This is a genomic window from Paractinoplanes pyxinae (assembly GCF_026626335.1).
In the GTDB taxonomy this organism is placed as follows: Bacteria; Actinomycetota; Actinomycetes; order Mycobacteriales; family Micromonosporaceae; genus Actinoplanes; species Actinoplanes pyxinae.
The window spans coordinates 185,381-209,434 of the sequence record NZ_JAPNTZ010000013.1; the positions used below are offsets into that span (position 1 = coordinate 185,381).

At 70.9% G+C, this 24,054-nt stretch carries 22 protein-coding genes; 6 read left to right on the forward strand and 16 right to left on the reverse strand.

What is annotated here, in order from left to right:
- Positions 1–133 precede the first annotated feature (133 nt).
- A complete protein-coding gene (locus tag OWR29_RS33390) occupies positions 134–1,147 on the reverse strand; it encodes a hypothetical protein (RefSeq protein WP_267567365.1) in 1,014 nt (337 codons plus the stop codon).
- A gap of 111 nt (positions 1,148–1,258) precedes the next feature.
- On the opposite strand from OWR29_RS33390, the gene cofD reads away from it, so the two are divergent.
- Both cofD and OWR29_RS33400 read left to right on the forward strand, forming a co-directional pair.
- Positions 1,259–2,215: a 2-phospho-L-lactate transferase gene (gene cofD / locus OWR29_RS33395; protein ID WP_267567366.1), complete on the forward strand. Its 957-nt coding sequence runs from the start codon at positions 1,259–1,261 to the stop codon at positions 2,213–2,215.
- A gap of 145 nt (positions 2,216–2,360) precedes the next feature.
- Complete coding sequence (locus tag OWR29_RS33400; RefSeq protein WP_267567367.1) at positions 2,361–3,419, forward strand: coenzyme F420-0:L-glutamate ligase; 1,059 nt, start codon at positions 2,361–2,363, stop codon at positions 3,417–3,419.
- Between the two features lie 34 nt (positions 3,420–3,453).
- Here OWR29_RS33400 and OWR29_RS33405 read toward each other — a convergent pair whose 3' ends face one another.
- From OWR29_RS33405 to OWR29_RS33415, 3 genes are read right to left on the reverse strand one after another with little or no spacing between them, the layout of a single operon-like run.
- Positions 3,454–4,017 (reverse strand): NUDIX hydrolase, encoded by a 564-nt coding sequence (locus OWR29_RS33405; protein WP_267567368.1) that lies wholly within the window; start codon positions 4,015–4,017, stop codon positions 3,454–3,456.
- A 60-nt stretch (positions 4,018–4,077) separates the two neighbouring features.
- Positions 4,078–5,193, reverse strand: a complete 1,116-nt coding sequence (locus tag OWR29_RS33410) for a mannose-1-phosphate guanylyltransferase (protein WP_267567369.1) — start codon at positions 5,191–5,193, stop codon at positions 4,078–4,080.
- An 18-nt stretch (positions 5,194–5,211) separates the two neighbouring features.
- Positions 5,212–6,363: a glycosyltransferase family 4 protein gene (locus OWR29_RS33415; RefSeq protein WP_267567370.1), complete on the reverse strand. Its 1,152-nt coding sequence runs from the start codon at positions 6,361–6,363 to the stop codon at positions 5,212–5,214.
- Positions 6,364–6,523: 160 nt separating this feature from the next.
- Here OWR29_RS33415 and OWR29_RS33420 point away from each other — a divergent pair, with 160 nt between their 5' ends.
- Complete coding sequence (locus OWR29_RS33420; RefSeq protein WP_267567371.1) at positions 6,524–7,240, forward strand: TIGR03089 family protein; 717 nt, start codon at positions 6,524–6,526, stop codon at positions 7,238–7,240.
- Here the strand turns inward: OWR29_RS33420 and OWR29_RS33425 are convergent.
- On the reverse strand, positions 7,237–9,171 hold the full coding sequence (locus OWR29_RS33425) for an acetoacetate--CoA ligase (protein WP_267567372.1): 1,935 nt from the start codon (positions 9,169–9,171) through the stop codon (positions 7,237–7,239). The two genes, OWR29_RS33420 and OWR29_RS33425, sit on opposite strands and share 4 nt — an antisense overlap.
- A gap of 16 nt (positions 9,172–9,187) precedes the next feature.
- Positions 9,188–9,649 carry an acyl-CoA thioesterase gene (locus tag OWR29_RS33430; RefSeq protein WP_267567373.1) on the reverse strand — a complete coding sequence of 154 codons (462 nt, stop codon included), beginning with the start codon at positions 9,647–9,649 and terminating at the stop codon, positions 9,188–9,190.
- Between the two features lie 146 nt (positions 9,650–9,795).
- Between OWR29_RS33430 and OWR29_RS33435 the strand changes: the two genes are divergently transcribed.
- Together OWR29_RS33435 and lexA are read left to right on the forward strand one after the other, a co-directional pair.
- Positions 9,796–12,486 carry a hypothetical protein gene (locus tag OWR29_RS33435; RefSeq protein WP_267567374.1) on the forward strand — a complete coding sequence of 897 codons (2,691 nt, stop codon included), beginning with the start codon at positions 9,796–9,798 and terminating at the stop codon, positions 12,484–12,486.
- Between the two features lie 63 nt (positions 12,487–12,549).
- Positions 12,550–13,158, forward strand: a complete 609-nt coding sequence (lexA, locus tag OWR29_RS33440) for a transcriptional repressor LexA (protein WP_267567375.1) — start codon at positions 12,550–12,552, stop codon at positions 13,156–13,158.
- A 187-nt stretch (positions 13,159–13,345) separates the two neighbouring features.
- On the opposite strand, the gene OWR29_RS33445 is transcribed toward lexA, so the two are convergent.
- The 5 genes from OWR29_RS33445 to OWR29_RS33465 form a co-directional block, all read right to left on the reverse strand.
- Positions 13,346–13,735, reverse strand: a complete 390-nt coding sequence (locus OWR29_RS33445) for a hypothetical protein (protein WP_267567376.1) — start codon at positions 13,733–13,735, stop codon at positions 13,346–13,348.
- A gap of 117 nt (positions 13,736–13,852) precedes the next feature.
- Positions 13,853–14,767, reverse strand: coding sequence for an arginase family protein (locus OWR29_RS33450; protein ID WP_267567377.1), 915 nt, complete (start codon positions 14,765–14,767; stop codon positions 13,853–13,855).
- Positions 14,768–14,787: 20 nt separating this feature from the next.
- Positions 14,788–15,462: a hypothetical protein gene (locus tag OWR29_RS33455; protein ID WP_267567378.1), complete on the reverse strand. Its 675-nt coding sequence runs from the start codon at positions 15,460–15,462 to the stop codon at positions 14,788–14,790.
- Positions 15,459–16,271: an ATP-binding cassette domain-containing protein gene (locus OWR29_RS33460; RefSeq protein WP_267567379.1), complete on the reverse strand. Its 813-nt coding sequence runs from the start codon at positions 16,269–16,271 to the stop codon at positions 15,459–15,461. Before OWR29_RS33460 ends, OWR29_RS33455 begins: the two co-directional genes overlap by 4 nt.
- On the reverse strand, positions 16,264–16,599 hold the full coding sequence (locus OWR29_RS33465) for a PadR family transcriptional regulator (protein WP_267567380.1): 336 nt from the start codon (positions 16,597–16,599) through the stop codon (positions 16,264–16,266). Before OWR29_RS33465 ends, OWR29_RS33460 begins: the two co-directional genes overlap by 8 nt.
- Positions 16,600–16,733: 134 nt before the next feature.
- On the opposite strand from OWR29_RS33465, the gene OWR29_RS33470 reads away from it, so the two are divergent.
- Entirely contained in the window at positions 16,734–17,375 is a 642-nt protein-coding gene (locus OWR29_RS33470; RefSeq protein WP_267567381.1) for a hypothetical protein, read from the forward strand.
- A 361-nt stretch (positions 17,376–17,736) separates the two neighbouring features.
- On the opposite strand, the gene OWR29_RS33475 is transcribed toward OWR29_RS33470, so the two are convergent.
- Genes OWR29_RS33475 through OWR29_RS33495 form a run of 5 tightly spaced genes read right to left on the reverse strand, consistent with a single transcriptional unit; the run spans position 17,737 to position 23,981 of the window.
- Positions 17,737–19,455, reverse strand: a complete 1,719-nt coding sequence (locus OWR29_RS33475) for an ABC transporter ATP-binding protein (protein ID WP_267567382.1) — start codon at positions 19,453–19,455, stop codon at positions 17,737–17,739.
- Complete coding sequence (locus OWR29_RS33480) at positions 19,452–21,077, reverse strand: ABC transporter ATP-binding protein (protein WP_267567383.1); 1,626 nt, start codon at positions 21,075–21,077, stop codon at positions 19,452–19,454. Before OWR29_RS33480 ends, OWR29_RS33475 begins: the two co-directional genes overlap by 4 nt.
- Before the next feature lie 11 nt (positions 21,078–21,088).
- On the reverse strand, positions 21,089–21,913 hold the full coding sequence (locus tag OWR29_RS33485) for an ABC transporter ATP-binding protein (RefSeq protein WP_267567384.1): 825 nt from the start codon (positions 21,911–21,913) through the stop codon (positions 21,089–21,091).
- Positions 21,910–22,935, reverse strand: a complete 1,026-nt coding sequence (locus OWR29_RS33490; protein ID WP_267567385.1) for a FecCD family ABC transporter permease — start codon at positions 22,933–22,935, stop codon at positions 21,910–21,912. Before OWR29_RS33490 ends, OWR29_RS33485 begins: the two co-directional genes overlap by 4 nt.
- Entirely contained in the window at positions 22,932–23,981 is a 1,050-nt protein-coding gene (locus tag OWR29_RS33495) for a FecCD family ABC transporter permease (RefSeq protein ID WP_267567386.1), read from the reverse strand. Before OWR29_RS33495 ends, OWR29_RS33490 begins: the two co-directional genes overlap by 4 nt.
- Positions 23,982–24,054: the final 73 nt, after the last annotated feature.

The window sequence follows — 24,054 nt, forward strand, 5'->3', positions numbered from 1 at the left end:
CCAGCAGCCTAGGCCGGAATCCCGCGGGTTGCCTCTACCGTGGCGGGGCGCGCGCGGTGGTCTGTGCCACTGCGCGCGCCCTTGCACGTCACCGACCTGCGCTATCGCCGCCGGGAATCCGCGTCGGCCGCTTTCATCGTCGCGGGGAGTCCTCGCCGGCCGGGCCGAAGCCGGGGCGGTCGTCGGGGATCTTCTCGGTGCGCTCGTCGCCGGTGGGCTGCACCCTCGGCGCCACCTGGGTGGGCTCGGAGAAGGCGGGGGCCCCGGGCGGAGCCGGCGGGGCCGAGGCCGGGTACGCCGAGGCGGGCGGGCCTGAAGCCGGGTGGGCCGGCGGGGCCGAGGCGGGGATGGGCACGGCGGGCTGGTTCCAGGCCGGGGGCTGCTGGGGGTAGCCCGGCTGCGGCTGGCCCTGATGCGGCTGGCCGGGTTGGGGCTGGCCGGGCTGCGGCTGGCCGTAGGGCTGGCCCAGCGGCTGGCCGAACTGCTGCGTGCCCGGGGTGCCCTGCGGGGGCATTCCCTGCGGCGCGCCCGGCGGGGGCGGGTAGGCGCCCGGGGCGTAGCCCGGCTGGCCCTGCGGGGGCTGGCCGTAGCCCGGCTGACCGGGGTAGGTGCCCGGCTGCCCGTACACCGGCTGGCCGTAGACGCCGGGCGGCGCCTTCGGCTTGGCCACGTGGAACAGGCCCTGCCACAGGCGGAACACCGCGTACGCGGCCACGGCGAACACGCCGAGCCAGGCCACGCGTACCAGAAGCTCTTCGAAGGCGATCCGCGCGCCGTTGTTGCTGGCGTGGTTGATCAGGCCGATGAGCAGACCGAAGACCAGGCCGAAGAAGGCGATCACGGCGTACTCGACCAGCGCGATCATCGTGATCAGCTGAGCCTTGGGGTGCCGGGGCTGGACGAGCAGTGCCAGCAGGACCGCCGCCAGCGGCATGAACACGGTGGCCGTGTTGACGAAGCCGTAGAAGCTGTCCTGCGTGCGGTAGCCGAACTGGTTCTCACCGTCCGGGATCAGCCGGATGACGGCCACGAAGAGCAACAACGCGGGGGCGCCGACGAGCGCGTAGGCCGCGAGATCACGCAAAGGGCGGAGGAACTGGCCGGCCGATCTGCCCTCGCCCGGCGCGGGCTGCGGTTGGCTGGTCACGGGATTCTCCAAGACGAAGTCGGGTGCGGGAGGCTCAGGGTAGTCCGGCCCCGCATGCAGCGCGGATACCCACCGGCGAGTTCTGTCATACCCGTGCGGGAGGATACGGGCATGCGGATCGTGGTCCTCTCCGGTGGCATCGGCGGCGCCAAATTCCTCGTCGGCGTGCGCGCGCAGGCTCGCGCGCTCGGCGCCGAGGTGACGGCGGTGGTCAACGTCGGTGACGACGTACGCATGCACGGCCTACAGATCTGCCCCGACCTCGACAGTGTGATGTACACGCTGGGTGGCGCGCACGACCGCGAGCGCGGCTGGGGCCGGGTCGGCGAGTCGTGGGTGGTGAAGGAAGAGCTGGCCGCCTACGGCGCCGAGCCGTCGTGGTTCGGCCTGGGCGACAAAGACACGGCCACCCATCTCGTCCGCACTCAGATGCTGACCGCGGGTTATCCGCTGTCGCAGGTCACGGCCGCCCTGTGCACCCGCTGGCAGCCCGGCATCACCATGCTCCCCGCCACTGACGACCGGCTCGAGACCCACGTGGTCGCCGACGTCGAGGGCGAACGCAAGGCCATCCACTTCCAGGAGTGGTGGGTGCGCTACCGCGGCGACGTCCCGACCCACCGCTTCGTCTTCGTCGGGGCCGAGGCGGCCAAGCCGGCCCCCGGCGTCCTCGACGCGATCGCCGCGGCCGACGTCGTGCTCGTCGCCCCCAGCAACCCGGTGGTGAGCATCGCCCCGATCCTGGCCGTGGCCGGCATCCGCGAGGCTGTGGCCGGCGGCCCCGCCCCCGTGATCGGGGTCTCCCCCATCATCGGCGACTCGCCCATCCGCGGCATGGCCGACAAGTGCCTGGCCACGGTCGACGTCGAGGTGAGCGCGGCCGGCGTCGGCGCCCTGTACGGTCCGCGCTCGGCCGGCGGCATCCTCGACGGCTGGCTGGTCGACTCCTCGGACGCCACCACCGAGGTGCCCGGCGTCCCCACCCGAGCCGTCCCGCTGTGGATGTCTTCCGAAGAGGCCACTGCCCAGATGGTCAAGGACGCCCTCTCCCTGGCCGGCGTCGCCTGAACCGAACCCCGGCCGCCGTCTCCACACCCGCGCCCCACCGGCTCGGGCGGGTGCGGTGATGAGCGCTACTCGGGGGTGGTGTCGCGTTGCGTCGGGTGGGCGGGCAAGCTGAACGGGAAAATCTCACCGCCGAGGGGGCCACGTGGTGACGGACGGTTTGGAGATCCTGCCGGTGCGCGGGATCGGCGAGATCGTGGCGGGCGACGACCTGGCCGAGGTCATCACGGCGGCCGCGCCGTGGCTGGCCGACGGGGACGTGCTGGTCGTGACCAGCAAGATCGTGTCCAAGGCGGAGGGGCGCCTCGTCGAGGTGCCCGTCGACGGCGAGGAGCGCGACCAGGCGCGGGCGGCCGTTCTCGAGTCGGAGACCGCTCGCGTGGTCGCCCGTCGCGGGCCGACGACGATCGTGCAGACGCACCACGGCTTTGTGATGGCGGCCGCGGGCATCGACAACTCGAACGTCGACCGGTCCCACGTCGTGCTGCTGCCCACCGACCCGGACGCGTCGGCCCGCCGGCTGCGCGACGACCTGCTCAAGCGGGGCCTGGACGTCGGCGTGATCGTCTCCGACACGATGGGCCGGGCCTGGCGCAACGGCCAGACCGATGTGGCTCTGGGTGCGGCCGGCATCGAGCCGATCCGGGATCACCGGGGTGAGACCGACCCGTACGGCAACGAGCTCGAGATCACCCAGATAGCCGTCATCGACGAGCTGGCCGCCGCCGGTGAACTGGTCAAGGGCAAGATCGACCAGACCCCCGTGGCCGTCGTCCGCGGCTATCCGCGCTCGGGAATCCGCGACACCGACGACGCCTCGGTGCTGCTGCGCGACGCCGCCTCCGACATGTTCGGCCTGGGCACCGCCGAGGCCCGCGCCGACGGCCTGCGCCAGGCCGCCCAGCTCCCCGACGGTCCTGAGGCCGCCCTGCCGGGAAACCCCGTGGACCCCGCCGCTGTCGACCGCGCCGCCGCGGCAGTGGCCGACTACCTTTCCCGCGCCACCACAGTGGCCCCCGCCGAAGCCGTCCCCGGCAGCGGCGCCACCGCCGCCTTCCACCTGTCGACCCTCGACAAGTCCCCCACCGGCTTCATGCACCTGGGCGCCGACGCCCACCGCTTCCGGGCCGCCCTGGCCGCCGAGTCCATAGCCACCCTGTCCCTCCCCCACGAGGACGGCATCCGCCTGGAACTCTCCGGCACCTGACCCGGGCCAACCGTGCCCGAAGGCGGCGGTCCGCTCAGGCGAGCCGGGCCAGCGCGGGCGCGATCTGGCGCACGGTGCCCGACGCCAGCGGCGACGGCAGCGCGTCGGGAGTGAACCAGGCCAGGTCGGCGGACTCGTCGCTGATCTGCTCGCGGGCACCGCTGGGAGCGCGAAGCAGAAACCGTACGTCGTAATGAACCGAAGGCTCGGCCGGTAACCCGTCAGCCGGCCCGCACCGCACGTCGTGCACGTCGACGTCGATCGGGTCCGGGTCGAGTGTCAAGCCTTCAATACCCGACTCCTCGGTCGCCTCCCGCAACGCAGCTCCGGCCAGACTTGTGTCGCCGGCCTCGCAGTGACCGCCCAGCTGCATCCATTTGCCCAGCCGGCCGTGCAGGCACAGCAACACCCGACCGGCATGATCAACGACAAGCGCGCTGGCAGTCACATGTCCACGCCGATGCGCCCGAGTCATCGCGACCGCCCCGTCCTCGAGCAGCTCCAAAGCCCGCTGACGCCCGAGCTCCCCCTCGTCCGAGGTGGCCCGCCACCCGCTGAGCACGCGAACCGCGTCCGCGTAAAGCCCGTCGATTCCCAAGCCACCCTCTCAACCCGTACAAGAAAAGCAATCGCAACCGTCAACCGCAAGCAATCAGCGTCAGATGTACCCGTGCTCGCCGAGCTCCTTGAGCTCATCCACGAGGTGCTTGACCTCTTGGGCCCGCTCGCGAGGAATGACCAGAACAGCATCCGGCGTATCGACAATCACGAGATCCCGCACACCCATGGCCGCCACGAGACGACCCTCGGTCGGCACCACCACGAGATCTTGGGTCTCGCGCAGCAGCACGCCCGACTTCTGCGAGATCTCACGCCCGACGATCACGTTGCCCGAGGGGTCGGCCGCCAGCACCGCGCCCAGCGTGTGGAAGTCGCCGACGTCGTTCCAGCCGAAGTCGCCGCGGACCGTGCCGACCCGGCCGACCGCCGCCGCCCCTTCCATGACCGCGTAGTCGACCGAGATGCGCGGCAGAGTCGGCCACACCTCGCCCAGCACCTCTTCGCGCTCCGGCGACTCCCACGCCGCCGCGATGCGGGACACCCCGGCCGCCAGCTGCGGCTGCTGACGGGACAGCTCGGCCAGGAACGCGTCGGCCCGCCAGACGAACATGCCGGCGTTCCACAGGTAGTTGCCCGACTTCACGTAGCCCTCGGCCACGTCGTACGTCGGCTTCTCTTTGAACTCTTCGACCGCGAGCACCGGCCCGTCGCCGCTCTCGCCGCCGCACTGCAGGTAGCCGTAGCCCGTCTCGGGCCGGGTCGGCGTGATGCCCAGGGTCATCAGCAGACCCTTCTGGGCGCCCAGCATCGCCTGCTTGATGACCTCGGTGAAGCGTTCCTTGTCGGCGATCAGGTGGTCCGAGGCGAAAGAACCCATGATCGCGTCGGGGTCACGCCGGGCGATGACCGCCGCCGCCAGCGCGATCGCCGCGCAGGAGTCCCGGGGTGAGGGCTCCACCAGGACGTTCGAGTCCGGGATGGTGTCGAGCTGCCGCGAGACGGCCGCCGCGTGGGCCACACCGGTGACCACGAACACGCGGTCCATCGGGGTCAGCAGGTCGAGCCGGGCCACGGTGGCCTGCAGCAGGGACGCCTCGGTGCCCGTCAGGGGGTGCAGAAACTTGGGGTGACCGGCTCGGGACAGCGGCCAGAGACGGGTTCCCGTCCCGCCTGCAAGAACTACGCCGTACAGTCCGTCGAGTTGATCGCTCATGCGCACAGAGTGTAAAGGTCAGAGGGCCGCGACCCGTTTCCAGGTTGTGACGTGTACCTCCGCGCTGGACGCCCAGGTGAACTCTTTCGCACGGTCGAACCCCGCCTTGGCCAACGTGAGGCGTCGCGGCTCGTCGTGCAGCAGGTCAGCCAGGTCGGTGGCGATTCGGTCAGGATCTTCTGTCGTGTAGGCCACCGCGTCGCCCCCCACCTCGGGCAGGGACAGCCGCGGGGTGGTGAGCACCGGCGTCGAACAGGCCATCGCCTCGAGGATGGGCAGGCCGAAACCTTCGCCGAAGGACGGGTAGCAGGCGACCAGGGCCCCGCCCAGAAAGCCCGGCAGATCGGCGTACCGCAAATAGCCCGGGCGAAGCAGCCGCAGGTGGGACGGGACCTCGGCCACGGCGCGGTCGATCTCGTCGTCGTGGCCCTGGCCGCCGGCCAGCACCAGCGCGGGCGGGTGCGGCCAGTCGGCGACGGCGCGGGCCCAGCCGCGGATCAGGTTGGGCACGTTCTTGCGGGGCTCCTTGGCGCCGAGGAAGGCGACATAACCCGCGTCGGTCAGGCCGAGCCGCGCGCGTACGCGGGCCTTCTCTTCCTCGGTCGGCGCGTGGAAGGCGGCCTGGTCGACGCCGTGGTATGCCACGTCGATGCGGGTCGGGTCGGCGTCGAGCAGGCGGATCAACTCGTCCCGAGTGGCCTTGCTGGGCACGATGACCCGGGCCGCGCGGCGCAGCGACGTCTTGATAGCGCTGCGGAAGAACGTGCGCTTGGTGTTGTCGTAGTGCTCGGGCTCGGTGAAGAACGTCGCGTCGTGCACGGTCACCGTCACCGGGCAGCCGGCGCGCAGCGGGCACGTGTAGAACGGCGAGTGCAGCACCTGGGCGCCGACCTGCTGGGCGAGCAGCGGCAAGCCGGTCTGCTCCCACGCCAGCCGGGCGGGCCGGTGCGCGACCGCGGCCGGGCCGGCGATCACCTCGGCCCGGTTGTCCAGCATGCGGCTGTAACGCTCCGCATCCGAACGCTGGGCCACGACGGCCAGGTCGACCCTGTCCGGGTCGATCCGCCCGAGGGCGCCGAGCAAGCCGTCGACGTATCTGCCGACTCCTCCTCGGTCTGCGGGGACGCTGGTGGCGTCGACGAGCACTCGCGGGGGGCGACCGGCGGTCACGAGGCAACTCCCAAAGAGGTTGTAATTCAGACCACTGGCAAGCGTACGCCGGGATCGCATCGGGCACGTGACCGCGACACCGCCTTGTTCCAAGCGTTTCGTGGTTCTCATCGCCCGTTCAGGATCGGTCACTCAGCGTCACGCCACTATCGTGGAGACGGTGCAGACAACGATCCCGCAGGTGCTGGCGGCCGCGGTCCGCCGCGACCCGGCCAGCCCGCTGCTGACGTTCTACGACGACGCCAGCGGCGACCGCACCGAATTGTCCGGAGCGACCCTGGACAACTGGGTCTCCAAGACCGCGAACCTGCTGGTCGACGGGCTCGGGCTGGGCAACGGCGACACCGCCGCCGTCACGCTGCCGCCGCACTGGCAGACCGCCGCGATCCTGCTCGGCATCTTCTCGGCCGGAGTCGAGGCGCAGACGACCGCGCCGGAGTCGGCCGACGCCCTTTTCGCCGCCGCTTCCGGCGCGGCCGATCCGAGCACAACGACAAAAGCCCCAGACCGGTACGCGACGGGTTTGCTGCCGTTTGCGATGCCCCTGCGCGAACTGCCTCCCGGCTTCGCCGACTTCGTCCTCGAGGTACGCCAGTTCGGCGACTACTTCCCCGGCGCACCCGTGAACGAGACCGATTCAGCCCTGAACGGCCGCAGCCACGCCGAGACGCTGGCCGCCGCCACCGGACGGGCCGCCGAGCTCACCATCGCGCCCGGCAGCCGAGTGCTGATCGACGCGACCACCCACCCGGATCCGATCGACTGGCTGCTGGCCCCGCTGGTCGCCGGCGCCTCGATCGTGCTGTGCGCCGATCTTGACCGTACGAAGATCGACTCACGCGCCGAGTCGGAGAAGGTGTCGCTGGTCGTCGGCTAGTGGCGTTTGCGGGCCAGGTCTTCGAAGGCGAGCAGTGACTCCGGGTTGGCCAGGGCGCCCTTGGCGGCGGCCGACTCGACCGGGGTGCCGGTCAGGATGCGCTTGACCGGCACTTCCAGTTTCTTCGACGAGAGTGTGCGCGGGACCGCTCGTACGGCGTGAATTTCGTCGGGGATGTGGCGGGGGGACAACGACGCCCGCAGTTCGGTGGCTATGCGTTTGCGCAGGGAATCATCGAGTTCGATGCCTTCGGTCAGCACCACGAACAGCAGCAGTTCGCCGTTGGGGTTGTCGTCCTTTTCCAGGTGGACCACAACCGAGTCGGCGATTTCGGGAAGGCTTTCGACCACCGAATAGAACTCGGAAGTTCCCAGGCGTACGCCGCCGCGGTTCAGCGTTGCGTCGGAGCGACCGGTGATGACGCAGGAGCCGTCGGTGGCAATGGTTATCCAGTCGCCGTGCCGCCAGACGCCGGGGTAGTAGTCGAAATAGGCCTCGCGATAGCGACTGCCGTCGGGGTCGTTCCAGAAGGCGACCGGCATGCTCGGCATGGGGGCGGTGATGACCAGCTCGCCCAATTCGTCGATGACCGGGTGGCCGGCGGGGTCGTACGCCTCGACGCGGGCGCCCAAGGCACGGCACGCGATTTTGCCTTCGACCACAGGCAGCATGGGCACCGACCCGACGAAGCCGGTGCACACATCCGTACCACCGGAAAGCGATTGCAATTGCAGCCGCTTGCCCACCGCCTCATAGACCCAGTCGAAGCCTTCGGGTGGCAGGGGCGCGCCGGTCGAGCCGATGCCCTTGAGGCCGTCTTTGCGCGGGGTCAGGCCGGCTTTGCGGCAGGCCATGAGGAAGGGCGCCGACGTGCCGAAATAGGTGATGCCGGCTTCGTCGACGAGGTCCCACAGGGTCGACATGTCCGGGTGGGCCGGGTTGCCGTCGAACAGGACGATCGAGGCGCCCACGGCCGGGCCGCTGACCAGGAAGTTCCACATCATCCAGCCGGTGGTGGTGAACCAGAAGAACCGGTCGCCGGGGCCGAGGTCGTGATGCAGGGCCAGCATCTTCAGGTGCTCGAGCAGGATGCCGCCGTGGCCGTGGACGATCGGCTTGGGCAAACCTGTCGTACCCGAGCTGTACAACACATAGAGCGGATGGTCGAAGGCCACCGGCGCGAAGGCCATGGGCTCGTCGCCGGTGAGGTCGCCGAACGTGTCGCGGGTGGGATCGAGGTAGCCGATGGTGATGACGTGCTTCAGGGAAGGGAGGGCAGCCGTGATGGCCGAAACCTCGTCGCGACGGTCGACAGCCTTGTCGCCGTAGCGATAGCCGTCGACGGCGACCAGCAGCGTGGGCTCGATCTGCTGCCAGCGGTCGATCACACTGCGCACGCCGAATTCCGGGGCGCACGACGAGAAGACCGCGCCGAGACTGGCGGTCGCGAGCATCAACACGTACGTCTCGGGAATGTTCGGTGCGTAGGCGGCGACCCGGTCACCGGGCCCGATGCCGCGCGCTTTCAAACCGGCCCGGACGGCACGGACGCGCTCGCGAAGCTCAGCCGCCGTCAGCGTGGTGGCCTCGCGGCTCTGCGAATAGGCGAGCACGATCGGATCGTCGTCGGCCCGGCCCGGCATGCGCAGCACGTGCTCGGCGTAGTTGAGCGTGGCGCCGGGGAACCACTGGGCGCCCGGCATCGCGGCGCCCCCGGGCAGCACGCCCGACGGCGGGGTGTGGGCGACAACCTCGAAGTAATCCCAGATCGACTGCCAGAACGCCGGCAGGTCGTCGACTGACCACTGCCAGAGTGCCGCGTAGTCGGCGAAAGCCAGCCCGCGCTCCCGCTGCAGCCAGGACAAATAGTGCCCGATCCGGGACGTCTCACGGACGTCGGCCGGCGGCTCCCACAACACTGCGCCCGTCATGCCCACACCTTAACGTTCACTCAGCCTTCTCCTCCTCGGCCCGGGCCCGCTGGATCGCGGCCCGGCGGGCCAGACGATGCTCGCGCCGGATAAGAGCCTCGCGGAAGCGGCGCTCGTCCTCAACGTCCTCCGGCAACACAGGTGGGACGTTGCGAGGGTGGCCGGACACGTCCACCGCCACGAACACCAGGTACGCGGTGGCCACCGTCAGCGGCTCGTTGGGCACCACGTCCCACCGCTCGGCGACGACCTTGACCCCCACCTCCATCGAGCTCGAGCCGGTCCAGTTCACCTGGGCGTACGCGTGCACGAGGTCGCCCACCCGCACCGGCTCGACGAACACGATCTCGTCGATGGCCGCCGTGACGGCCGTGCCGCCGCTGTGCCGGGCGGCCGAGGCGCCGGCCACGTCGTCGACGAACTTCATCAGCACACCGCCGTGCACGGTGCCGTACAGATTGACGTCTATCGCGGTCATGATGCGGCTCAGGGTGACCCGGGAATGACTGGTGGGACGGCGCCGGGGAGCTGCTCATTCATGCGGCGTACGTTACGTCGTGCTTCCGCCCGGTTGCCCGGCGACGGTACGGTGCGACGGGCAACCAGCGTCCGGGGAGTAGAAGCGTGCGCCACTTCAGGTCGATCTTGTACGCCCTCGTGCTGGCCCCGGCGGTGTGGGTGCTCGCGGGCGTGGGTTTCACGCACGATCTGACCGCCCGGGGGCGCGGCGACTTCGCGGTCGAATCGGTGGCCGGGTTGCTGTTGCTGGTGCTGGCCGGGGCGGCGTACGCCATTCTGCTGTTCGCGCCGATCTCGCCGGCCGGGCCGTTGCTCGGCGGGCTCGCCTTTCTCGGCATATCGGCGTGGGCCTTGGCGGCGCCTGAGGCATATGCGGGAATCTGGCCGCAGGCGGTGGCCAAGGACGGCTTCGATATCAGCCGGCCGGGATACGGCTTGGCGGCCTTGCTGGCGCTTCCTTTGATCTGTACGGCTTTGAGTGCGCGCCGGTGGGCCCGGTACGAGCCGCCGGTGCTGCCGCTGATCGGGCAGCTGGGCCGCGCCCGGGGACACGTCGCCATGCCGCCGGCCGTTCCGGCGCAGCCGATTTCCAACGACACCACGGTGGTGGTGCCGGGCCCATCAATCGATCCGGACGCCACTACGGTTCTGCCTTCGGAAGAACCGACTGCGGGCACGCCCGTTGTCGGCGAAGCCGTTTCCGGTACGGCGGCAGAGCGCGACCCGGCCGACGAGGAAACCGCCGGAACGGCACCGGCGACACCCGTCGAAAGCGCACCGGATTCGGCCGGCAAGTCGGTTCCGCTCGACGAGGACGAGAAAACCGTCGAAAGCACGCCGGTCGCGACGGCTCCCGCCGACGACACCGCCGCATCCGACGAGGGTCGGGCGGTGGTTGCGGCGCTGGCGGCCGAGGAGCCGTTCAAAATTGGCGAGGTTGTCGACGTGGCGCCCGAGGACGAGGCGACCATCGCGCTGCTGACCGTCCGGGAGGAGCGGCAGACGGCTGTCGTCGTCTCGTGGGACGAGGCAGCGACTGTGGCGGCGCTCTCCAACGGCCAGGCGTCGACCAGGTTCGCCACCGTCACGCCGCCGCCGGCCGAGCCCGAGATCCTCAACCCGACGGACGCCGAGGCCGGCGACAAATTGGGCGTCGGCATTGCGGTCGCGCCAGAGCCCTCCGAGTCGCCGACGGCCGACACTCGAGACAACGACTCGAGCAGCGCGGTCGCCGGGGTAGCACCGGAATCAGCCGACAGCCAAGTAATCGACGACGCGGCGCTGTCGATCGAGGCCGACCATCAGGCGCGCTCCGAGACCGAAGAGCGGGATCGCACGGCCGGGCTCGCCACCGAGCCGGCCGAGACACTGGGCCATGTCGAGGCATCGGCCTCCGAGCTTGCGACCGCCGACTCTGACGCGCAGAACAAGCTCGCCTCCGAGCCCGTCGGCGAGGCCCCGTCCGCTGTCGAAGAATCGGATGCCGCAGTCGCACTCGCGACGGCTGCGGTGGAGAAGGACGGTGTCGTCGAAGCGACGCACGATGAGGTCGGCGACCCCGCCACCGAGAGCAACAGCGCCAGTCAGGCCGCCAACCCGTCCCAGCCGGCAGCCGAGCAAGAGGAAGCCACAACAGAGTTCACCCTCGAACAGACCGTTGCTTCTGACGCGGACGTCGACGGCGCGAAACAGCATGGCGAAACCAACGATCACCGTCGGTCGGAGGCCGAGCCGGAGGACGCGACGGTTGATCTCGCTGCGGAGCCGGTCGAGACCGCCGGCAAAGCGGAAGCAGCCGAGGTCAGCGCGCCCGAAAACGCGTCGCCCTCTGAAGACGAGCCCGCTGACGAGGAGCCGGCCGACGGCGGGTTGCCTGACGACGAGTTCGCGGATCTGTTCGTTGTGGGGCGGGCCAAGCCGGCGCCCAACACGCGGGCCGTGCCGCCGGAGTTGGAGGAAACCCGGTCGCTCGACGCGCCGGACCCGGATCGGACCCGGGCCATCCACATCGGCGAGCTGACCACCAAGCTGCAAGTCACCCCGGCCGACGGACAAGAGCCCGGGACGGTCAACGAGCCCGTCCGGGCGCGGGCGACGGCGGCCGCGCCCGACGTATCGGGGCCCGACCTTTCCGAGGTCGAGGTCACCCGGTCGCTGAGCGCGCCCGACCCGGACCGGACGCACACCATTGAACTCCGCACCGAGCGGCGGCTTGTCGGCGAGAAGACCACGCGGTCGTTGAGCGCACCCGACCCCGACCGCACTCAGGCCATCACCGTCGTGTCGTCGGACGATGAAGAAGAGACGACCCGGTCACTCACCGCGCCCGACCCCGACCGCACCCACGCCATCACCATCGTGTCGTCGGACGACGTTGAGACCACCCGGTCGTTCGACGCGCCCGATCCGGACCGGACGCAGCCCATCGCGGTGGTCGACGGGAACGGCACTCAGGCGCTCAACGAGGCGGACCCGGAGCGTACGCATCTGGTGCGCGTCGCCGAACTGGCTGCTCCACTGCATGTGGTGGCGCCGGAGCCGCCGGCCGACATGGCTGTCCACCCGGGGCGGGCGGCGGGGCAGAACACCGCCGCCCTGAGCCACACGGGCGACATCGGCGGTGACGAGACCCAGGTGATCCGGTTCGACCCGGAGCGTACGCAGGTCGTGCGGCCCGGGACCGTCGAGCCGCCGGGTGAGCGTACGGAGATCGTGCGGTTGCCGGCCAAGGGCAAGGCCACCGTGCCGGGGCGTGAGGACGAGCCGCAGATTCCGGCTCAGCGCCGGCCGAGCTGACGGTTGTGGATGCTCACCCGTTCGAGTCGTACAGATGATCGAAGAATGTAGTATCATCCTCGCATGTCCACGGACGACGTGCCCCTGAGCAAGCGTCAACGGCAGATCCACTCGATGATCCGCGAGTGGATCGACCAGCACGGCTATCCACCGACCATCCGCGAGATCGGCGCCGCCGTCGGGCTCGACTCGCCGTCGTCAGTGGCCCATCAGCTCAAGGTTCTCGAAGAGCGGGGCTACATCCGGCGCGGGGCCCGCGGCTCCCGCGCGATCGACGTTCGCACCCCGGGTGAGCAGGCCAATGTGCCCGTTCCCGTGCTGGGCACGATCGCGGCCGGCACGCCGATCCTGGCCGACGAGCACGTCGACGAAGAGCTCAACCTGCCGCTGAGCCTGGTCGGCCACGGCACGCTGTTCGCGCTCAAGGTCAAGGGCGACTCGATGATCGAGGCGGCGATCTGCGACGGCGACACCGTGGTGGTGCGTCAGCAGCAGGTGGCCGACAACGGCGACATCGTGGCCGCGATGATCGACGGCGAGGCCACGGTCAAGGTCTTCCAGCGCGTCGGCGGCCACATCCAGCTGGTTCCGCGCAACGCGGCCTACGACGTCATCCCGGGCGACGACGCCACCATCCTCGGCAAGGTGGTCACGGTTCTGCGCCGGGTCTGAGCTTCTTTCCCGGTACGAGCTCGGGCCGCACCGAGGCGATGCGGCCCGAGCACCGGGGTGGTTCCCGGCGCGGAATCGAGAGCATGGACGGAACTCTCGATTCCGCTACCGGTCAGGCCGGGTGGCTCACGCCGCGACGGTTCGGGGCGCCGCAGCCGCCGAGCTCTCCAGCCGGTTGTGACTCAGGTCAGCGGCGCGGGCCGTGACCGTGGTGGCCGCCGTGACCGCCGTGGTGGCCACCGAACGGGCCGTGACCGTGGCCGCCGCCACGCCAGTTCTGCTCGACCTCGAGGGCCCACAGGCCGCGCTTGAAGCCGAAGCGCACCCGGTCGCAGTCGTAGTCGTCCCAGCGGTCGCGGATCTCGCCGATGCGGCCGGCCCGCTCGCAGGCGCCCCGCGTGCGGAAGTAACCGGCGATCCGGTCGCGGTCCCCGTGCTTCTGGACCTTCGTCGTGGTCGCGGGCTTGGCAGCCGGCGCGTCCGCGCTGCCCGCGGCGAGCGCCGGGCCGGCGCCGATCGTCGCGCCCGCCATCAGGCCCAGGCCCAGCATGGTGAACATCCGAGCTGTCTTGCTCATCTCAACCTCCAAGTGGTTCCTGCCTTACGCCACAGATCGTGGCATATCGGACGTAGGGGACACCGAGAGGCTTATACGTACTTTCGGCTGATCTTGACTGACCGTTTGTGCCGCGGGTCACACTTCACTTTTCACGGCCAGGGCGGTGGCCAGGGCGGTGGTGAAGTCGCTCAGAACGTCGGGATCGGGTGCATGATCGGGGTTCACCTCGGTGAGCACCAGGGCGGCCAGACGCGGGCTCCGGGCGAAGACGGACACGCTGGTCATGGCCTCGTGCAGGGACAGGCCGATGGGGTCGCCGCCCGAGTCGGGCACGTCGGCGATCGGCATGTCGGCGAAGCGGAGCACGTCCACGTCGAAGTGCAGAACGAACGATTCGCCGGCGGACTCGGCCGCGGCCAGCGCCTTGGTCGCCGCGGCGTGCGCGTCGTTGTGCACGTCGAGAGCCGTGATTCGCGTGATGGACAGCTCTTCGAGCAGGTCACGTTCGTGGTCCGGGCCGTCGGCGGGCAGAGCGTCCCCATAGGACACCACGCGGTCGGGTGTGAGCGGCGGGCCGACGGCAGCCACCTCGGGCAGGTGGCCGGGAAGGCGCAGCAGGTGGGCAACGCCCATGGCGTCCAGGTTGCCGTTGGCTCGGCTGTCGGGGGTGAACAGGTCGGGGCCACCGTCCATATAGAGCAGTGCCGGATCGCGCGCCGCCCGGGCGAATCCGGCCATCACACCGACGGTGATGCTGCAGTCGCCGCCCACGACCAATGGCGTACGCCCAATAGCGAGAACACCCGCGACGGCGACCGCCACGTCTTCGGCGACAGCGGCCACCGCCGCGGCGTTCTGGCCGTTGGGCCGGGCCGGATCGGGGCACCACCGGAAGCCCGGAACGTCACCGTGGTCGTCGACGTCAAGGCCGCCGGCCCGCAGATCGTTGACCAATCCGGCCGCGCGCAACGCGGCCGGCCCCTGCTCCAGACCGGGGGTGTGCGCCCCGGCACTCGACGGAACTCCCAGCACTGACCACTGACGGCTCATGACCCCATATTGACGCTGGATCACGGCTCCGGGTAGCGGGCCAGGCGCAGGCGCCACTGGAACACGGCCAGCGTGCCCCCGGCGCAGATCAACCAGGTGAGGCCCGCGTGCGCCAGACCGTGGAGCACCATTTCCGCGGAACCGCCGTCCACCGCGTACGTGCCGATTTCGCGCGCCGACCAGAAGGGCATCAGCTTGGCGGTGAGGCCGGCGGGGTCGGCCAGCATCTGCACGGCCACCACGCTCAGCAGAGCCAGCGCGCCCTCGAGCTCGCGCGGCAGCAACGCGCCGATCAAGCTGCCGAGCGGGGCCGCGACCACCGCCGAGACCAGCATCATCAGCGCGGCCGCCCACGGGTGCAGCACGTCCTGGTCGAGCCAGGCCAGCAACCAGTAGCCGGCGGCCAGGGCCACTCCGACGCCGGTCATGGCAAGCAGGCGGCCGCCGATGATGCTGACCACCGACGCTCCGGTCAGGCGCAAGCGAGGGTCGACCCCGCGGGAGGCGTTGACCACGAACAGCGTCAGCGTCGAGATCGCCCAGCCGATGCCGAGTGTCAGCATGCGCATCGACTGGCCGGTGGCGTCCCGGCGTACGAGATAGAACCAGAACGGCAAAGCGATCACCAGGGCCAGCGCGGCCCAGCGCCGCCTGACCTCCCGCGCCGAGAGCGTGGCCACCACGAGTGTCGTCATCGTTCCCCCAGATCGAGCACGTGGTCGACGTTCTGCAGGTCGTGCAGCAGGTGGGTGACCACCACGACGGCCCGGCCGGCGTCGCGCCAGGCGAACACCTGCTGCCAGAAGTCCACATAGGTGCCCTGGTCGAAGCCCTGGTAGGGCTCGTCCAACAGCAGCAGGTCGGGTGCGTGCAGCTCGCCCAGCACGAGGTTGAGCTTCTGCCGGGTGCCGCCGGACATCTGCTGGGCCCGCTGCTGCCGGCCCGGTCGCCAGGCGAGACGGGTGGCCAGGTGCACGCCGGTGGAGCGGGCCCGTCCCGGCACCATGCCCGCCGCCGCGCCGAACAGCGTGAAGTGTTCCTCCGCGGTCAGCCAGCCGGCTGTGCCGCCGTCCTGCGGGACGAAACCGACCCGCCGGGTGCGCTTCACCGTGCCGCCGCTGGGCCTGGTCAGGCCGGCACAGATGCGCAGCAGCGTGGACTTGCCGCAGCCGTTGGCGCCGACGATCGCGGCCACCTCTCCCCCGCGCACGGTGAGGTCGACGCCGGTGAAGACGGTCTGACGGCGATAGCGCTTGCTCACTCCGGTGAGGCTCAGCATGACCGGTCCGGGTTCATATCTCGTACGCGGGGAAAGCGCAGCCGGCGCGCTGAGCTCAGCCACCAGATGGCGGGCGTAGAGGTGCGCGGGCCCGAAGATCTCGGCCGGCACGCCGGCGGTCTCGGCGGCCTGCTGCGCGGTCTCGTCGGCGAGTCGCCGGGCCCGCCCGGGCTGCACCCCGAGGCGCAACAGCTCGGCCTCGAAGGCCTGCGGCCAGTCAGTCACGGGAGACCTCGCTGGCACTCAGCAGCGCGTCGACGCCGTCGCGGAACCGGCGCCAGTCGGCGGCCTGACCATCGAGCAGCTCCCGCCCGGCGTCGGTGATCGCGTAGTACTTGCGACGGGGGCCGGCCTCGGACGGGGCCCAGCTGGGAGTGGCGAGCCCCTGCTCCTCGAGCCGCAGCAGCGCCGGATAGAGCGTGCCACCGGGGACGTCGGCCACACCGGCCGCCGCCAGTCGTTGCGAAAGCCCGTAGCCGTAGTCGGCCCGTTCCCGCAGCATCGCCAGCAGACAGAGATCAAGAAACCCGTGCAGCCAGGGCCGTGGAGTCATGAGTAGGCAGGCTACCTGGTTAGCAGACAGCCTGACTACCCGGTCCGTCCGACGTGATCATCCGGCCGAGCGGTCGATCCCGGCGACGGCGACCCGACGTAGCGTCGTGACCAGCCCCCGCCCTGGAAGGACGCATGACCGACAACGATCGCCGCGAGGTCAACCGGGCGGCGATCGCTTTGGTGGCCGCCGTCATCCTGAGCATGGGAGCCGCGGGGTACGCCGGCTTCTGGATCGCCCACGACGACGAGCCGAGCCCTCAGGCCGCGGCGCCCACGCCCGCGCCCGTCCCCACGGCGTTCCCCTCGCTGGCCATCCCGCTGCTGCCGCCGCCGGTGACAACGCCGCCGCCGTCCACCACTTCAGCGCCCGCCAAGAGGGCCACGCCGACGCCGACGCCGACGTCAACCCCGCCGCGCACCACCCGCCCGCCGGCGAAGACACCCCGCTGGGAGGAAGAGGTCATCGCCGCCACCAGCGTCCTCACCACCGGGCAGAGCTGGTCGACCAACCGCCTGCGCCTCACGGTGACCACCGGCGGCAACCTCGTTCTGCAGGATCAGGGCCGCACCGTCTGGCAGACCGGCACCAAGAACGGCGTCAAGCTCGTCATGCAGAACGACGGCCACTTGGTCCTCTACGACGCGAACAACGGAACCGCCTTCAGCAGCGGCACAGCCGGCAACCCCGGCGCGGTTCTGATCCTGCGACCCGACGGCAACATGGTCATCGCCCTGAACGGCCGGATCCTCTTCGAAACCGGCACCGGCGATTGAACCAGATCTGCCCGCTGGCCTGACTACATTGCCGCACAGATTTCGCCTACAGGTTGGCTCGCCATGTCGCCGTTCAGCTGGAGGACGGTTCGATCGAAGCCGCCCCTACGTTCGGAGCCGCGGACGCCTGGGCCACACGATGGCCGGCACTCGGCGAACCGGCCGGGACCATCGCGGAAACGGCCCCCAGCATCGGCACCCTGGTCGAACGATCCGCGCGCACTGATGGGTGCTGCGCCGTTCGGCACAACTCAGTTTCGTGCAACAGGCTCGGGTCGGTGTCTGGCGCCGAGCGATCCGCACCCGGACCGCGGCGCTTCAGCAACCCGCGGCAGCCTCCGTCATGCTGCGGGAAGGCGAGTCAGTGGGTGCGCTGGCCGGACCAGGCCTGCCAGAGGACTGCGTAGGGGCCGGGCTGGGTGACCAACGTGTCGTGTGGTCCGTTTTGGACAACACGGCCGTTCTCGAGGACCACTACGCGGTGGGCGGTCACGGCTTGGGTCAGGCGGTGGGCGACGATGACGGCGGTTCGGCCCTCCAGGGCGGCGGCGGCCACGCGTTCCAGCAGGCGGGCTCCGGCGCTTCCGGCCTCCGCCGTTGCCTCGTCGAGGATGGCCACCGGTGGGTCGGCCAGGATCAGGCGGGCGAAGGCCACCTGCTGGCTCTGCGCGGCCGTCAAAGTGTGGCCGCCCGCTCCGACCTCGGTGTCCAGGCCTTCCGGCAGCTGGGTCACCCAGTCCCAGGCGTCTACGGCAATCAACGCCGCCCGCAGCTCTTCGTCTGTCGCTGAGGGGCGGGCCAGGCGCAGGTCTTCGGCCAGGGGGCCAGCGAAGACGTGGACCTCCTGGGTGATCAGGGCGACCTCGCCGGCGGGGACGGCGACACTTCCGGACAGCGGGTCGTGCACGCCGGCTATCACCTTGGCCAGGCTTGTCTTTCCGGCTCCGGTCGAGCCGACCACGGCCACCCGTTCGCCGCGGGCCACCGTGAGGTCGATGCCGTGCAGGACGGGGCGGTCGGGGTGGTAGCCGAAGGTGAGGTCGCGAACCTCGATGGCCGCGGGGGCCTCCGACGGCTGGGCGAACGACCGGGCCGGGGTGGTCAGGGAGGCCACGCCGACCAGGCGGTTCAGGCCCGAGGCGGCCGCCTGCGCGTCGTCGACCAGGGCCAGTGCGGTGTTGACCGGGTTGAACAGGCCGTGGAAGTACAGGGCGGCGGCGGTAGCCGTGCCCAGGCTGATGGTGTCACCGCGTACGAGAAAAAAGCCTGTCGCCAGCACCGCGGCCAGGCCGGCGAACTCGGCGACGTGCAAGCGGGCGTAGAAACGGGTCTGCAGGGCCACGCCGCGCAGCAGCAGGTCGACCGCCTGCTGGGAGCGGGTGGCCACGCGACCGCTGTGCTCGCCGGCGATGCGGAAGGCGCGGATCGTCGGCGCGCCGTCGATGGTGGCCAGCAGGTGGTGCTGCTGCGCGGCCACGGCCACCCGCTGCTTGGCATAGAGCGGCACGGCGCGGCGGGCATACCAATTGACCGTGTACGCCTGAACAGGCACCGCCACCAGCGCCGCGACCAGGAAGCGCCAGTCCAGCACGGCCAGACCGCCCAGGGTCAGAACGATCGTCAGCAGCGCGCGCGTGAACTCGGGCAGCGCCGTGCGAGCAGCCTCGGCCACGACCGACACGTCGTTGGTGACGCGTGACGTGAGGTCGCCCACGCCGGCCTGCTCGACCTGTTCCAGCGGCAGTCGCAGCGCCGACTCGACGAAGCGTTCGCGCAGGCGGGCCAGCGTGTCCTCGCCGACCTGGGCCAGCAGCGCGATGCCGAAACCGGCCAGCGCCGCCTCGACCAGGGCGGCGGCCAGCAGCCCCACCCCGGCCACGATGAACTCGCTCGTGGCGCCGCCGCGGGTGGCCAGGTCGACGATGTGGCCGAGCAGCGGGGGCGCGACCAGGCCGGCGATCGTGCCGGCGATCAGCAGGAGCAGGGCGCCGGTGAGGCGGGCGCGCTGCGGTTTGAGGAAGCCGAGGACGACGGCACGCGTGCGCGCCCCGGTCGCGATCGGGAGCAGGGTCGTCGTCATGCGAGCACGGTCTCCCGGTACGTCTCGTCGCCGGCGGCCAGGTCGCCGTGGGCGCCGTCGGCCCGCACCGTCCCGTCGTGCAGGAACACCACCCGGTCGGTGATCGCGAGCAGGGCCGGGCTGGTGGTGACGAGGATGGTCGTCCGCCCCTCGCGCATCTCCCGCAGCCGGGCCGCGATGCGGGCCTCGGTCACCGCGTCCACGGCAGTGGTCGGGTCGTGCAGCACCAGCACCGGCGCGTCGGCGGCCAGGGCCCGGGCCAGCGCGATCCGTTGCCGCTGCCCGCCGGAGAGCGATCGGGCGCCGTCGTCGAGCACGGCGTCGAGGCCGTGGGGCCGGGTGCGGACCACCTCGTCGGCGTCGGCGGCGGCCATAGCGGCTTCCACGGTGGCCGGCTCGGCGCGGTCGAGCGAGACGGCCGAGCGGATGGTGCCGTCGAAGAGGTCGGTGTGGTGGTCGACGGCGAGCACGGCGGCCCGCAGGTCGTCCGGTTCGAGCGCGGCCACCGTGACGCCGTCCAGTTCGACCAGGCCGTCGTCCGGGTCGGCCGACCGGCCCAGCAGGCGCAGGATCTCGGTGGCGGCGGCCGCGTCGGTGGCGACGATGCCGATTGTTTCGCCCGGTGCAATTTTGACGGCCACATCGCGTACGCGGAAATCGATCTGACCCCGTACCGGAGTGACCGGGGTCGAGTCACCGCCGGTGACCGCGACCGGAGCCGACAGCACCGCCTCGATGCGCCGGGACGACGCGCGCCCCTGGGCGAGATCGGCGCCGAGCCAGCCGAACGTCGACAGTGGACCGACGAGGAACTGGGCCAGGCCGACCGACGAGATCAGCTGACCCACGGTGATGGAACCGCGCGCGGCCAGGATGCCGCCGACCACCGCGATGACGCCCAGGAACAGCCCGCTGACGACCAGAACCACGCCCTGATAGGCCGCCTCGGTGCGAGCCGCCCGAACAGTCGCGGCCAGGGCGACCTGACTGCGCCGCCGGTAGCGGGCGACCGCCGCCTCCTCGGCCCGCAGGCCCTTCACCACGCGCAGCCCTTCGACCAGGTCGGCCGCGACCCCCGAGGCCTGCGCGGCGTGTTCCTGCTCGGCCTCGCTGCGCTCCTCGAGCGGGTTGCCGATGAACCGGGTCAGCCAGAGCAGCGGCGGCAGACCCAGCAGTACGAGCAATCCGAGCGGGATCGAGATGGCCAGCAGCAGAACGGCGGTGAAGATGATGGCGATCAGCGCCGCGAAGCCGTAGACGACGGCCACCGCCACGCCACCCACCCGCGTGGTGTCGCTGGTGGCGATCGAGACCAGGGCGCCGGGCAGCCGGCCGGTCTCGGCGCCGCCGCGGTCGTGCAGCACGCGCCGGGTCACCCGCAGGCGCAGGTTGTGGGCCGTCAGCTCGCATGCGCGTTCGGCGGTGCGGGCGCCCCACCGGTAGCTGTAGCTCAATCCGATGTAGACAGCACCGAGAACGCCCAGCCACAGCGCGAGGTCGCCGACGCCCCCGCCGACCGCGCGGTCGATGATGACGCCGATCAGGAACGGGACCGAGGCCTCCCCCGCCTGGTGCAGGGTGGCGAACAGCGCGCCCAGGCCGATCAGGCGCTTCTGTTCCATGAGCGCAGCTTTCACGCTCGCGCTGCTTCGGGCGTACGGACGCCACGCCGACGGTGACGGTCGGCCGGAACCACCATCGGGGTGCCGGTCTCGGGGTCGTCGATCACCCGGCACGGCATCGCGAACACCTCCTCGACCCGCTCGGCCGTCATCACCTCGGCCGGCGGGCCCTGCGCGACGACCGAGCCCGCCTTCATCACGATGAGCTCGGTGGCGTACCGGCAGGCGTGGTTCAGGTCGTGCAGCACGGCGACGACCGTGCGGCCCTGCTCGTGCAGTTCGGCGCAGAGGTCGAGCACTTCGAACTGGTGCGACAGGTCCAGGAACGTGGTCGGCTCGTCGAGCAGCAGGATCGGGGTCTGCTGAGCCAGCGCCATGGCCAGCCAGACCCGCTGCCGCTGACCGCCCGACAGCTCGTCGACGAAGCGGTCGGCCAGATCGGACACCTCGGTCAGCCGCATCGCCTCGGCCACGGCCGTCTCGTCCTCGGGCGACCACTGCCGCAGCAGGCGCTGGTGGGCGAACCGGCCGCGGGCGACCAGTTCCTCGACCACGATGCCGCCCGGCACGATCGGCGCCTGCGGCAGCATGCCCAGCTGCTTGGCGACCTGCTTCGACGGGTACGAGGCGATGGCCTGCCCGTCCAGCCAGACCGCACCGGACTGTGGCTTGAGCACGCGGGCCAGCGCCTTGAGCAGCGTCGACTTGCCGCACGCGTTGGGACCGACGATGACCGTGAACGAGCCGTCGGTGATCCCGACGTCGAGCTTGTCGGCGACGACCCGCTTGTCGTACGCGAGCGTCAGCTCCTCGGCCCTCAGGCGGGGTTCGGTCATCGTCTCGCTCCTCGCTCGCGGAACAGCAACCAGGTCAGATAGACGCCACCGAGCGCGGCGGTGATGATGCCGACCGGCATGTCGACGTCCGGCAGGGTGTTCTGCGCGGCCCAGTCGCCAGCCGACAGCAGCGCGGCGCCCATCATGGCCGCGGGCAGGATGCCGGCGCTGGGCGAACGGCTCAACCGGGCGGCCAGCGGCGGGGCGGCCAGGGCCACGAAGGCGATCGGGCCGGCCGCTGCGGTCGCGCCGGCCGAGAGGCCCACGGCGGCCAGGGCCAGGATGGCTCGGCTGCGCTCCACCGGCACGCCGTGCAGCACGGCCATCTCGTCGCCGAGCGCCAGCAGCTTGAGGTGCCGTCCGAAGTAGACGACGGTCGGCAGCAGCAGGACGACCGTCACGGCGGCGATGACGACCTCGGTCCAGCCGCGCCCGTTGACGCTGCCGATCAGCCACACCTGGGCCGCGATGGCCTCGTTGAGGCGGGCCCGATAGATCAGGTACGAGTTCAGCGCCTCGAGCAGCGCGGAGACCCCGATGCCCATGAGCACGAGCCGGAAGGGCTGCACACCGCGGCGGAACGCCAGCAGGTACACGACCACGGCGGTGATCACGCAACCGACGATCGCGCCCGCCCCCACCTGCGCACCGCCGCCCCCGGCGATCAGCATGACGATGAGCGCGCCGCTGGCCGCGCCGGTGGTCAGCCCGATGAAGTCGGGGCTGCCGAGGGGGTTGCGGGTGAGGCTCTGGAAGACCGCACCGCTGGCGCCGAGGGCCGCGCCGACCAGCAGCGTCACCAGCACCCGGGGCAGGCGCAGCTCGTACACGATGAAGTCGGTGCCGGCGTCGCCCTTCCCGGCCAGGCTGCGCAGCACGTCGGCCACCGGGACGGGGAAGTCGCCGGTGGTCAGGTTGACCAGCGCCACGGCCAGGGCAGCCAGCAGAAGCAGGACACCGACGATCAGGGCGCGGGGGTAGACGCGTACGGAGAGGCCGGCGCCTCGAATGACAGTTCTCACAGCGAACTCAATCGACGGCGGCGGCACAGGGCGATGAACAGCGGCGCACCCAGGAACGCAGTGACCACGCCGACCGGAAGCTCGGCCGGGATGACCAGCACCCGCCCCAGCACATCGGCGCCCAGCAGCAGGGCCGGGCCGAGAATCACCGCGTACGCGAGAATCCAGCGATAGTCCGACCCGACGATCATGCGGGCCGCGTAGGGAACGGCGAGCCCGAGAAACCAGATCGGCCCGGCAGCGGCGGTGGCCGCCCCGCACAGCAGGGTCACCGACAGCAGACCGAGAGCCCTGATGCGTACGGGATGGGCCCCCACCGACTTGGCCGAGTCGTCGCCCAGGCTGAGCGCGTTGAGCTGCCGTCCCAGCACCAGCGCGAGGACGATGCCCACCACCAGGAACGGCAGGATCCGCAGAACCGTGCCGGCGTCGCGGTCCGAGAACGAGCCGACGTCCCAGTGCCGGTAGCGGTCGAACGCCTCGCGCCGCAGCACCAGCACCACCCACACGACCGCGCCGAGCACCGCCGTGATCGAGACGCCGGCCAGGATCTGACGCTCCGGAGTGGGATGTCGCCCGGCCCCACCCAGCGCGAACACCGCGGCCGAGGTGAGCGCGGCGCCGACGAACGCGAACCAGACGTAGCCGGAGGCGGTGGTGACGCCGAGGAAGGCGATGGCCGTCACCACGGCGGTCGAGGCACCCATGTTCACGCCGAGCAGACCGGGTTCGGCCAGCGGGTTGCGGGTGAGCGCCTGCATGACCGTGCCGGCCAGGCCCAGGGCGGCGCCGACCCCGATGCCGAGCAGCGTCCGCGGCAGGCGCAGGTCGTGGACGATCGCCGACTCGGCGGAGTTGTCGGAGTGCCACAGCACCTGCCACACCGTGGAGAACGCGATGGTGCGACTGCCGATCGCGATGCTCAGGGCGATGACGACAAATAGGACAGCCACGGCCGCCACGAACCCGATCCAGCGCCGCTGCGCCCGCTTCTGATGCGGGCTGGAGGGCGGGGCCGCAATGACGGCGGTCAACGTACGCTCCATGGGTTCTGCGTTTAGGTGAGGCTAACCTACACTCGCCTTCGAGGTCACCCGTCCCGGGGCCTCGCGTTTGTCG